Below are 11797 nucleotides of genomic sequence, written 5' to 3' on the forward strand. Positions count from 1 at the left end.
CCAGACTGGTCGGTGTGGCGGATTTCGATGTGGTGGTCCTGGGTTCCGGTCCGGGTGGGCAGAAGGCCGCGATCGCGGCGGCGAAACTAGGCAAGAACGTAGCGATAGTCGAGAAGCGGCACATGATCGGCGGCGTGTGCATCAACACCGGCACGATCCCGTCGAAGACCCTGCGCGAGGCCGTGCTCTATCTCACGGGCCTCAACCAGCGGGAGTTGTACGGCGCCAGCTACCGCGTCAAGGAGGAGATCACCGTAGCCGACCTCGGCATGCGCACGCAGCACGTGATCGGCAGGGAGATCCAGGTCATCCGCAGCCAGCTGGCCCGTAACAAGGTGGCGGTGCTGCAGGGCACGGGCCGGTTCCTGGACGCGCACACGATCGGCGTCGTCCACGAGGAGGGCAAGGAGACGAAGGTCACCGCCGAGAAGATCGTGATCGCCACGGGCACGTCGCCGGCGCGGCCGGCGAGCGTCGAGTTCGACGACAGGACGGTCATCGACTCCGACGCCATCCTGCACCTCGACCGGGTGCCGGAGACGCTCGTCGTGGTGGGCGCCGGGGTGATCGGCATCGAGTACGCCTCCATGTTCGCCGCCCTCGGCACGAAGGTGACGGTGATCGAGCGGCGCGAGCGCATGCTGGAGTTCTGCGACCTGGAGATCGTGGAGGCGCTGAAATACCATCTGCGCGACCTGGCGGTGACCTTCAGGTTCGGCGAGAACGTCGCCGCCGTCGAACGCCGCCCCGGCGGTGCGCTGACCCTGCTGGAGAGCGGCAAGAAGATCCCGGCCGACTGCGTCATGTACTCCGCGGGCCGCCAGGGCAAGACGGCCGAGCTGTGCCTGGAAGCCGCGGGCCTGACCGCCGACGACCGGGGCCGGATCTCCGTGGACGGCGACTACGCCACGGAGGTGCCGCACATCTACGCGGTCGGCGACGTGATCGGTTTCCCCGCGCTGGCGGCCACGTCCATGGAGCAGGGCCGGCTGGCCGCCCAGCACGCGTGCGGCGAGCCGGTCGGCGACATGGACGACCTGCCGCCGATCGGGATCTACACGATCCCCGAGATCAGCTTCGTCGGGAAGTCGGAGGACGAGCTGACCCGCGACAAGGTGCCGTTCGAGGTGGGCATCTCCCGCTACCGCGAGCTGGCCAGGGGCCAGATCATCGGCGACTCGTACGGCATGCTCAAGCTGCTCGTGTCGCCGGAGGACCGGCGGCTGCTCGGCGTGCACGTGTTCGGCACGGGGGCGACGGAGCTGGTGCACATCGGGCAGACGGTCATGGGCTGCGGCGGCACGGTCGACTACCTGGTCAACGCGGTGTTCAACTATCCGACGCTGGCCGAGTCGTACAAGGTGGCGGCGCTGGACGCGATGAACAAGATGCGGGTGGTGGCCCGGCTCACGGCGGGGATGTGAACCGGGTTCAGCGGGTGACGCCGATCTCCGCCCTGCGGTTCCTGGCGCGGCCTCGGGGTTGTCGCCCCCGTCGGGCAGGCCGTTGGGCGACCGGCCTGCCTTGCGGGGCCGGGACCGTCAGGTCGATGCTCGAGCGGAAGTCGCCGCCTCCCACATCCGCAGGTACGCCTCGGCGCCCGCCGCCATGTCCCGCACGATCTCGTCGCCGGCGATGATCCGCATGTCCTCGATCCAGTCGGGCACCAGGCCGTAGTTGGCGACCCCGTCGGTGTTGACGTCCCAGACCCGCTCGCCGGTGCGCAACCGGTCAAGGCGCTCGCCGCCGTCGAAGGTCGTGAACGGGTACGTCACGGGGTTGCCGGAGTTGCCGGCCCTCGGCCCGGGCAGCTGCCCCATCCCGTTGACGTCCAGGCCGTAGCCGTAGCCGGCGATCCGGTGCTCCTGCCGGAGCGGCTCGGTGCGGGCCCACTCGGCGACGAAGTGCTCGGCGTCGTGCCCGTACTGGGTGATCATGCCGCCGAGTGCGTAAACGCGTCCGAAGAAGTGCGGGTCGGTCCAGCTGTGGGAGGAGATCACGCCCGGGTACCGGGCGGCTTCGAGGAGGTCGAGCGCGCGTTTCGCGGCCTTCACGCTCATGTGATCGATCTCGACCAGCATGCCGCGTTCGATCATGCCCTTGACCATGTGCTCGCCGAGCGCGGTCAGGCCCCTCGTGTTGCAGTGCGGCGCCAGCGGATAGAGCGGGAGCGAGACGCCGGGCGGGAGCAGGCCGGCGATCGGATCGGGCAGGACGCCGCCCGGGTCGATCGGGTTGTCGTGCGCCGGGCCGGTGCAGGTGCGGGCCTGCCAGAACGAGCCGCCGCTGAGCAGGTTGCCCAGGTTGACGATCGCGCCCTGGGTGCCGGAGTCGAAGCGCACGCCGCACAGCGCGTTGTCGTACTTGTGGCAGACGAACATGCTGCGCACGCCGAGCGCGTGCATCTCGTCGAGCCCCCGGTCGATCTGCGCCCTGGTGCAGCGCGGGATGCCGAGCAGCGTGCGGCAGCCGAACGGCTCGGAGGTCTCGACGCCCAGGACGACGGCGAGCTTGCCGGCCTGGACGACCTGCCTGGCCTCGCCCGGGTCGCGCACGATGCGGAACCAGCCCTGCCCTGGGCCTCCGTGCTCGGCGTCGATGTGGTCCTGCAGCTCGCGGGCCCGCTCGGCCTGCCGCCTGATCGAGGCCATCTCGTCGCAGGCGTTCCGCTTCAGCGGGTAGATCACGCAGAGTTGCCGGTTGGCGACCAGGTGGTTGACCATGACGCGCAGGCCGCCCCGCCAGGCACGTTCCACCCACGTGTAGTACGCCTGCTGGTGGGTCAGCGAGTCGTGCGCCGGCCAGTCGCGGAACGTGGGCCAGCCGACCGGGTCGTGGGTTCCGGTCGGCGACCCGGTGCGGGTGAGGTTCTCGTACCAGGCGAGCTCGCCGTTCGGGTGGTGGTCGGCGCAGTCGGTCAGGGCCTTCTCGACGCCCTGCGCGTGGAACGGCCGCCCGCACATCAGCAGGCCGCCGAACGCCTCGTAGGAGAACAGGTGGCTGTGGGCGTCGACGAACCCGCGGACCTCGGCCGCCGCCGTGGCGGGGCCGGTCCGCGGGATCGTCAGCGTGCCGGTCACGAGGAGCAGCACGGCGATCGCTGCGAGGGCTGAGCGGCGGGACATCACACCTCGCCAGGCTGGGGGGTCGCTGCCCTCCCAGCATCCGCCGCCGTCACCGGCCCCGCAAGACCTGAACATGAGCGTGTCTCATGTGCCCAGGGTCACCGCGTCGAGGTTGAGGTAGTTGCCGGCGCCCAGCTCCATCCGGATCGTGTTGTGCCCGCGCGCCAGCCTGACCCCGTCGAGCACGGCGGTGCCCCACTGGCCCCAGCCCTGCGTGGCGGGGAACCGCAGGTCGCCGGCCTGGGCGCCGTTCACCAGGATGCGGCGCCCCGCGTCGCCCGCGCCGGCGGCGTAGCGGAAGCGCAGCTGGTGGGGCCCGGCGCGGCCCACGTTCACGTGAATGGTCAGCGCCTGGTCCGCGGCGTTCCAGCCGGCGAGATAGCCCCTGCCGGTGAAGCCCGGCCGGCTGCTCTCCGCCCGCCTGCACCGGCACACGGGCGACCCCGCGCAGCTGGACTGGGGGCGGCGGGCGATGGACTGGCTCGAGCGCGTGCTGGTGCGGGCCGACGGGTTCGTCCACGACGGCATCAACCGGCAGCGAGACCACGCCATCGACGAGCAGTGGCGCTTCACGTACAACCAGGGTCTGTACATCGGGGCCTGCGTGGAGCTGGCCGGCGCTCTCGGGGATGACGACTACCTGCGGCGCGCCACCAGGACGGCGCGCACGGCGCTGGCGGAGCTGACCGCCGACGGGGTCTTCGCCCATGAGGGCGGCGGCGGTGACGAAGGGCTGTTCAAGGGCGTGTTCTACCGGTACGCCCGCCTCCTGGTGGACGCGGCGGACGTACCCGACCTGCGGGACTTCATGCTGGCCAGCACCGAGCGGCTGTGGCGGTCGTGCGCCCGCGACGGCACGATCCTGGCCGGGCCGGTGTGGACGCGCGCGGTGGACGGCAAGGTGCCCCTGTCGGCGCAGCTGAGCGCCGTCATGGCCACCGAGGCCTGCGCCGCCCTCGTCTCCTCCCCCGTCGCCCCCGCCTGACCGGGCGGCGGGCCGTTCCTCCTCCCCGCGGGGCCGAGCCGGCGGGGAGGGGGTCAGTCGGAGGTGGTGGTGCGGCGGCCCCGGGCGGGCGGTTTCTTGCGGCCGGCCACCAGCGTGTCGCCCGGCGTCGGCGCCGGGTCCTCGCCGCTCTTCTGCTCCCCGGAGCGCGGACGCGGGTGCGGCGCCGTGTCCTCCGTGGCCGGCGTCTCGGGCGCGGGTTCGGATTTGCCCGCCTTGGTGGGCTTGTCCCGAGCATCTGGTTTCTCCGGCTTGGAGGGTGTGTCGGGTTCGCGTAGGGAGGCGATGACGTTGTCCGCCTCCCTGTCGGCGGCGAACTCGTCCGCCGCCTCCGACTCCCGCCGCCGGATCACCACCATGTGGTCCACCGAAGCCCGTCCCGCCCCCACCACGGCCAGCAGCAGGGACGCCGCGCCGAGGAGGATCAGCTCATTGAGGCTGATGGGGTTGAGCGGCGGCGCGACCAGGAAGACGGCGAGCGCCTCGGCGAAGAGGATCAGCCCGGTGACGGAGACCGCCAGCCCGGCGATCAGCAACGCGCCGCCGATGAGCTCGGCCAGCATCGTGATCGGGGCCCAGGCGCCTGGCGCGGGGGCGCCTTGTTCCAGGAACTTCTCCCCGGTGATCTTCAGCCCGTCTTCCAGCTTGGCCCAGCCGTTGGCGAAGAAGATACCGCCCACGCCGATGCGGGCGACTAAAGCGGCAATATCGCTTAGGGCCTGTTTCACGGTAGTTGTCTGCCCTAATCGGGACATGGCACACCTCAATCACGGCTGAGCAACGTGGCCACCGCGACGGAGGTCAGGCTCAGCAGAACGACGCTCACGACCACGGTCGTGTGCAGGGCGTTGACGAAGGCCCACCGGGCGGCGTCGAGCAGCGCGCCGCCGGCGCGGCCACCGATCTCGTCCGCGACGTGCGCGGCCGAGGCGAGCGACTGCCTGGCCTTGTCCATGCCGCCCGCGGACACTCCGGGCACGGCGGGCAATGCGGGGGCGTACACGATCGCGGTGATCGTGCCGAGCACGGCGACGCCCAGCCCGGCCCCCAGCTCGTAGGCGGTCTCCTCGATGGCCGCGGCCCCACCCGCCTGGGACTCGGTCGCCGACGACATGATCGTGTCGGAGGCGGCCAGCAGCGCCACCTGCACCCCGAAGCCGATGCCGACGAAACAGATCGCCAGCATCACGGGGTGGCCTTCGACCCCCCAGCTCAGCGTGGGCGTCAGCGCCAGCGCGACGAGGCCGAGACCGCCGCTCATCGTGGCCCGCATGCCGATCCTCGGCAGGATGTGGGCGGCGGCGAGCCCGCCGGAGATGGCGGAGATGACCAGCGGCAACATCCGGACGGCGGCGCGCAGCGGGCTGTCGCCGAGCACGAGCTGAAGGTATTGCGCGAGCATGAGCTGGAGCCCGACCAGCGCGAACACGCCGAGCAGCACGCCCGCGACCCCGGTGGCGAACTCGCGCCGCCGGAACAACCCGATCTCCAGCAGCGGCGCCGGTAGCCGCGTCTGCCGCCGGACGAAGGCGGCCAGCAGCCCGAGCCCGGTCAGGAACACCAGCACGGACGCCCACAACGGCATCAGGCTGCCCGAGCCCGCCTCCTTCAGCCCGAACGCCAGCGCCAGGATCCCGAGCACGGAGAGCACGGCGCTCATCGCGTCCCATGGCCGGTCTTTGTGCTCGCGCGAATCCGGGAGCAGCCGGACGGCGGCGGGCAGCAACACACCAGCAGGATCGGCACGTTGATGAGGAAGACCGCGCCCCACCAGACGCCGACGAGCACGCCGCCGACGAGCGGCCCGACGGCCGCGCCCGCGGCGGCGACCGCGCTCCAGACGCCCAGCGCGATGGCCCGCTCGCGCCGGTCGGTGAACACCTGCCGGATCAGCGACAGCGTGGCCGGCATGATCATCGCACCACCGACGCCGAGCAGCGCCCTGGCCAGGATGAGGGTCAGCGGGGTCGGGGCGAACGCCGCGCCCGCCGAGGCCAGGCCGAACAGCACGAAGCCGCACAGGACCATGCGCTTGCGGCCGTACTTGTCGCCCAGCGTGCCGAACATGATCAGCAGGGGCGCGACCACCAGCGAGTAGATGTCGATGATCCACAGCAGCTGCACCGCGGAGGGTTCGAGCGCGGCCGTGAGCGCGGGCACCGCGATGTGCAGGACCGTGGCGTCGACGGTGATCAACAGCAGGCTCAGGCACAGGAGCACGAGGATGGACCAGCGGTGGTCCCGGCGCTCCCGATCCGCAGTCCGTACGAAAAGTGCGGCCTGTGTGACGGTCATGGGCCTCCTTGCAGGCCGATCCGTGTCCAGGGCCCGCACGTGCTCTCAGGTCGGCGCGTGGGGCCACGGCTCGGCACTCGCTCCTTCCGAGGCCTCGCGCCCGGCTCCTCCGCTCCGGCTTGCGTGGCAGCTTAGGCCATGTCAGGCACTTGTCGTAGCGGTATCGCCTGATCCAGGGTCACACCAGAACCTCTCTAGAGAGATACAGCCATATGTCGGTATCTATCCAACGATCATTCGCGAAGCGATCATGGGACCGTGGGGACCGATCAACATGGCAGAAAAGGCAACCTTCCCGACCGGTCCTCCCGCGAGTGGTGTGCCGAGGCGCTGGCCAGGCTGAACGCCGGCCGTCCCGACTCCGCGCTCGACGCCGCCCGGAGGGCGGCCGACCTTGATCCGTCCGCCGAGTGGGCGCACCGGCTCATCAGCCTCGCCCACGAGCGGCTGGGCCGCGACGCCGACGCCGTGCCCGCCGCTGAGCGGGCCGTCGAGCTGGCCCGCGGCTCCTGGCCGGCCCGCCTGCGCCTGGCCTCGATCCTGCGCCGCGTGCCCGGCCGCTGGGGCGACGCGGTCGAGCACGCCACGCTGGCGGGCAAGTTCGCGCCCGAGGAGGCCGGCCCCGGGGTCCTGCTGGGCGACCTGGCCCTGCTGCGCGGCGATCACGCCGCCGCCGAGCGGTCCTACCGCGCCGCGCTCGCCAGCGAGCCCGGCCACCCGCAGGCCCGCGTGAACCTCGGCCTGTCGCTGCTGCGCTGGGACCGCCCCCGCCCGCACCACGACCCCGCATGGCCGGTGCACCCGCGCGACACCGGCAGGGCGAGGCGCGCCCTGGAGGTCTGGTCCCGCCAGGCGCGCCTGCTGGTCGCCGTCGCCACGGTCGCGGTCGCCGCGGCCGCGCTGCTGACCGGCTGGGGCGCGCAGGCCGAGCTCGGCGGCTTCGCGGTGCTGGCCCTGCTGGTGCCGCTCACGGTCAGGCAGGCCAGGCGGGTGGGTTTGTGGCGGTACGTGCGGCCGATGCTCTGCCGGGACCCCTGGCTCGGCGCGCACCTCGTCTCGGCGGCGGTGTCGGTGGCGGCGTTCGCCGCCTGGCTGCTGCTGGCGGCCATGCCGGCGCTGCCGGCCGCGTTCGACCCCGTCTGGGCCGGTCTGGCGGGCATCGCGGTGCTGGGCTGGCCGGCGCTGGCCACCGTACGCGCCCTGGCCGAGGCGTGGCGGGGCCGCCCGCTGCGGGCGCTGGCCGCGTCGGCGCGGGCTCAGGAGAGCGAGCGCACCGCCAGGCGGAACACCGGCGTGACGCTCTGGATCCTGCTCGTCAGGACCTGGACGGTGCTCGTTCCGCTGCTCGGCGGGGCCCTCGCCGTGGAGCCCAGGGCCGCGCTGGCGGCGGTCGCCGTGCCGTACCCGATGGTCCGCGGATATGTGCGCGCCCGGCACCGCGGAGACAGGTGGCTGCTCGCCGCGACGGGCCTCGTGGTGCTGTCCGCCGTGGCGAGCGCGGCGGGCGGGCTGCTCGGGTCGGCCTGGGCGTGGCGGACCGGGCTCGGAGGTCTGGGCGTGGCGATGGCCGTGTTCCTGGCCCGCGCGGCACGCGCGTGGTGGCGCGGCGGCGCCGGCCCGTGGCGGGCCTCCCTCCTCATGTGCGACCTGCCCATGGGCGCCGAGCCGTCCGTCCCGCTCGGCCCGGAAGCGCGCAAGACCTTCTCCTACGCCCGCAGCATCGTCCTGTCGTACGCCGACTCCCTCGGTCCCCGTGTCGCGGGCGCGGTGGCGTCCGTCACCTCGTCGGGCGAGCTGCGGCTGATCGCGGAGACGGAGGCCTGGGACGCCATCGAGGCCGACCCCAGGGTGGCGGTGTTCGCCACGGACCCGTTGCAGCGGCGCTTCTGGGTGGAGGTGCGCGGCATCGCCCAGGCCGACTCGGACGTCCTGCGCATCACCCCCAAGCAGGTGTTCCTGGGCGAGTTCCCCGGCCGCCACCAGCGCCGCCAGGCCTGAGCGTGCCCGCGCGCCGGCGGGACAGGGCGCGGTCCGCGGATCCCGCGTAGAATATTGTTCTATGGAGGTCCTGCGCACGCCTGAAGAGTGCTTCGCCGGCCTGCCCGGCTTCCCCTACGAACCCCGCTACGCCGACGTCGCCGACGGCCTGCGCATGGCCTACGTCGAGGCGGGCCCCGCCGATGGCGAGCCCGTCGTGCTGCTGCACGGGGAGCCGACCTGGTCGTTCCTCTACCGGCACGTCATGCGGGAGCTGGCCGCGGCCGGGCTGCGCGCGATCGCGGTCGACCTGGTCGGGTTCGGCCGCTCCGACAAGCCGGCCGACCTCGCCGCCCACACGTACGCCAGGCACGTGGAGTGGACCCGCGCCCTGCTGTTCGACGCGCTCGGCCTGAGCGGCGTCACCGTCGTCGGCCAGGACTGGGGCGGGCTGATCGGGCTGCGCGTCGCCGCCGAACACCCCGAGCGCGTCGCCAGGATCGTGGCCGCCAACACGGGCTTGCCGACCGGTGACATTCCCCTGCCCGAGGTGTGGCACCAGTTCAAGGCCACCGTGCTCAAGGCCCCGGTCCTGGACATCGCCCGGCTCGTGCAGGCGGGCTGCAGGACGCGGCTGGCCGAGGAGGTCCGCGCGGCCTACGACGCGCCGTTCCCCGGCGAGGCGTACAAAGCGGGGCCGCGGGCCATGCCCGGTCTCGTGCCGATCACGCCCGACGACCCCGCCGCGCCCGCCAACCGCGCTGCCTGGCAGGTTCTCACCACCCTCGACCGGCCGTTCCTGGTGGCGTTCTCGGACGGCGATCCGATCACCGGCGGCATGGCGCCGATCCTGCTCAAATCGATCTCCGGCACCTCCGGCCTGCGGCATCCCGTGATCGAGGGCGCCGGCCACTTCCTCCAGGAGGACGCGGGCACCGAACTCGGCCGCCACGTCGCCGCTTTCGTGACCTCCACCTAGCGTGTCAGGACCGCCCAATCGCCCGTCCGGTGCGGTATAACCGGGGGCGGACCGGGGAGGCGTGATGCGTGAGTCCGACAGGGCCCAGGCGGCGGGGCGGGCCGCGGCGCGGGATCTGTTCGAGAAGGTGCGGCAGCGTTACTACCAGATTCCCCCCGCCGTGCGCCGGGTGCTCTACGTGGTCGTGCTGGTCGCCGCCATGGGCGTGGGCGCCGCACTCGGCTGGGACCTGCTGCGCACCTTCCCGCTCGTCCTCCTGGCGCTCGCGTTCGTCGCGCTGACCATGCGCTTCCCGCGCGCCGCCGCCACCGCCCTGGTGGTCGCGGGCTGGGTGGTGCTGGCGCTGTATCTCTTCTCCGGACTGTTCCCGGCCGGCTCGGGCTCGGTGCACCTCATGGTCGGGCTGGCGCTGCCCGTGGCGGCCGGCGCCCATCTGATCCGCTGGGTGACGCCGTGGGTGAGCACGCTGGTGGCGCTCGCCCCCGCGGGCCTGCTCGCCGTCCCGCTCTCCTTCGCCTCCGAGAGCGTCTCCGTCTGGGTCGCGTACGCCACCGCCCTCGCGGTGCTGATCCACCGCTTCGTGCTGGCCCGCAAGGCCAAGGCCGAACGCGCGGCGGCCGAGGAGCAGCAGGTCCGGGTCAGGGTCCGCGAGGGCAGGCCGGAGTCGCCACAGGACAGATCCGCCGCGCCGCCGCAGATCTCCGTAGAAGAGGCGCTCGGCGAGCTGGAGAGCATGGTCGGCCTGTCGCCGGTCAAGGAGCAGGTGCGCTCGATCGCCGCCTCCATCGAGGCGTCCAGGCTGCGGGCCGAGGCCGGCTACACGACCGGCCGGCCCACCAGGCACTTCGTCTTCGTCGGCCCGCCCGGCACCGGCAAGACCAGCGTGGCCCGCGCGCTGGCCAAGATCTTCTACGCGTTCGGCCTGCTGGAGACCCCCTACGTCGTCGAGGCGCAGCGGGCCGACCTGGTGGGCGAGTTCCTGGGCGCCACCGCGATCAAGACCAACGAGCTGGTCGATCGCGCGCTGGGCGGCGTGTTGTTCATCGACGAGGCGTACGGGCTGGTCAACTCCTCCGACGGGCAGCCCGACAGGTTCGGCGCGGAGGCGGTGCAGACCCTGCTCAAGCGGGCGGAGGACGACCGCGACCGGCTGATCATCATCCTGGCCGGCTACGAGCAGGAGATGGGCTCGTTCCTGTCCAGCAACCCCGGCCTGGCCAGCAGGTTCGCCACGCGCGTGCGCTTCCCCGGCTACTCCCCCGCCGAGCTCGTCGAGGTGACCGAGCTGCTGCAGAAGCGCAGGGGCGACACGATGGGCGACGACACCAAGCGGGTGTTGCTCGGCCTCTTCGACGACGTGCACCGGCGCGGCCTGGTCGACGAGCTGGGCAACGCCAGGTTCGCGCGCAGCCTGGTGGAGGCCGCCGCGCAGGCCCGCGACGTGCGGGTGGTGGGCGCGGGCGGCACTCCCACCACGCACGACCTCGTCACCACCACGACGCCCGACGTCACCAAGGCGTTCGAGGAGCTGACCGCGCGGTTCCGCGGCTACGTGGCCACGCCCACGCTGGAGGAGGCGCTGGCCGACCTCGACAGGATGGCCGGCCTGGAACCGGTCAAACGGCAGGTGCACGCCATCGCCGCCCAGCTCCAGGTGGCCAGGATGCGGCAGGAGCGCGGGCTGCCCACCCCACCGCAGATGCGGCACTTCGTGTTCGCCGGCCCGCCCGGCACCGGCAAGACCACGGTCGCCAGGGTGCTGGGCCGGGTGTTCGCCGCGCTCGGCCTGCTGGCCAGGCCCGACGTCGTCGAGGCGCACCGGGCCGACCTGGTCGGCCAGCACCTCGGCGCCACCGCCATCAAGACCAACGAGCTGGTCGACCGGGCGCTGGGCGGGGTGCTCTTCATCGACGAGGCCTACAGCCTGGTCAACCCCGGCTACCAGGGCGGCGACGCGTTCGGCGCGGAGGCCGTGCAGACCCTGCTCAAGCGCGCCGAGGACGACCGCGACCGGCTCGTGATCGTGCTGGCCGGCTATCAGCGCGAGATGGACTCCTTCCTGGCCACCAACCCCGGCCTGGCCAGCCGGTTCAACCAGCGGGTGGCCTTCCCCAGCTACTCCCCCTCCGAGCTGTCCGAGATCGCGGTGCTGCTCGCCGAGCGGTCCGGCGACTCGTTCGACGGGGAGGCGCTGCGCCGGCTCGACGAGGTGTTCGCCTGGGTGTGCGAGGAGCGGCTGATCGACGGGCTCGGCAACGGCCGCTTCGCCCGGTCGTTGTTCGAGCGCGCCGCCATGCGCCGCGACGTCCGGCTGGCCGCGCACGCCTCGCGTGGCGGCTCGGCCAGCTCCGCCGACCTGACGACGATCACGAGCGAGGACGTCCGCACCGCCGTGGACGAACTTTCCGGCCGGTAATC

At 72.6% G+C, this 11797-nt stretch carries 10 protein-coding genes; 5 read left to right on the forward strand and 5 right to left on the reverse strand.

Annotation, left to right across the window (positions count from 1 at the left end):
• The first annotated feature begins 14 nt into the window (after nt 1–14).
• A complete protein-coding gene (gene sthA / locus ABGB01_RS33025) occupies nt 15–1424 on the forward strand; it encodes a Si-specific NAD(P)(+) transhydrogenase (RefSeq protein WP_347777499.1) in 1410 nt (469 codons plus the stop codon).
• 117 nt (nt 1425–1541) lie between these two features.
• Here the strand turns inward: sthA and ABGB01_RS33030 are convergent, their stop codons facing one another.
• Both ABGB01_RS33030 and ABGB01_RS33035 read right to left on the reverse strand, forming a co-directional pair.
• Nucleotides 1542–3125 carry a Coagulation factor 5/8 type domain-containing protein gene (locus ABGB01_RS33030; protein ID WP_347777500.1) on the reverse strand — a complete coding sequence of 528 codons (1584 nt, stop codon included), beginning with the start codon at nt 3123–3125 and terminating at the stop codon, nt 1542–1544.
• Nucleotides 3126–3209: 84 nt separating this feature from the next.
• Entirely contained in the window at nt 3210–3560 is a 351-nt protein-coding gene (locus ABGB01_RS33035) for a CBM35 domain-containing protein (RefSeq protein ID WP_347777501.1), read from the reverse strand.
• Here ABGB01_RS33035 and ABGB01_RS33040 point away from each other — a divergent pair.
• Nucleotides 3517–4110 (forward strand): glycoside hydrolase family 76 protein, encoded by a 594-nt coding sequence (locus tag ABGB01_RS33040; RefSeq protein ID WP_347777502.1) that lies wholly within the window; start codon nt 3517–3519, stop codon nt 4108–4110. The genes ABGB01_RS33035 and ABGB01_RS33040 overlap by 44 nt on opposite strands.
• Before the next feature lie 53 nt (nt 4111–4163).
• Here ABGB01_RS33040 and ABGB01_RS33045 read toward each other — a convergent pair whose 3' ends face one another.
• Genes ABGB01_RS33045 through ABGB01_RS33055 form a run of 3 tightly spaced genes read right to left on the reverse strand, consistent with a single transcriptional unit; the run spans nt 4164 to nt 6423 of the window.
• Nucleotides 4164–4856, reverse strand: a complete 693-nt coding sequence (locus tag ABGB01_RS33045; RefSeq protein WP_347777503.1) for a DoxX family membrane protein — start codon at nt 4854–4856, stop codon at nt 4164–4166.
• 35 nt (nt 4857–4891) lie between these two features.
• A complete protein-coding gene (locus ABGB01_RS33050; protein WP_347777504.1) occupies nt 4892–5857 on the reverse strand; it encodes a hypothetical protein in 966 nt (321 codons plus the stop codon).
• On the reverse strand, nt 5785–6423 hold the full coding sequence (locus ABGB01_RS33055) for an MFS transporter (protein WP_347777505.1): 639 nt from the start codon (nt 6421–6423) through the stop codon (nt 5785–5787). The genes ABGB01_RS33050 and ABGB01_RS33055 overlap by 73 nt, the downstream gene beginning before the upstream one ends.
• A 258-nt stretch (nt 6424–6681) precedes the next feature.
• Here ABGB01_RS33055 and ABGB01_RS33060 point away from each other — a divergent pair, with 258 nt between their 5' ends.
• From ABGB01_RS33060 to ABGB01_RS33070, 3 genes are all read left to right on the forward strand, one after another.
• On the forward strand, nt 6682–8421 hold the full coding sequence (locus ABGB01_RS33060) for a tetratricopeptide repeat protein (protein ID WP_347777506.1): 1740 nt from the start codon (nt 6682–6684) through the stop codon (nt 8419–8421).
• A 61-nt stretch (nt 8422–8482) separates the two neighbouring features.
• Nucleotides 8483–9379, forward strand: a complete 897-nt coding sequence (locus ABGB01_RS33065) for a haloalkane dehalogenase (protein WP_347777507.1) — start codon at nt 8483–8485, stop codon at nt 9377–9379.
• Nucleotides 9380–9443: 64 nt separating this feature from the next.
• A complete protein-coding gene (locus tag ABGB01_RS33070) occupies nt 9444–11795 on the forward strand; it encodes an AAA family ATPase (RefSeq protein ID WP_347777508.1) in 2352 nt (783 codons plus the stop codon).
• Nucleotides 11796–11797 lie beyond the last annotated feature (2 nt).

The sequence above is a fragment of the Nonomuraea sp. B5E05 genome, assembly GCF_039880665.1.
Classification (GTDB): Bacteria; Actinomycetota; Actinomycetes; order Streptosporangiales; family Streptosporangiaceae; genus Nonomuraea.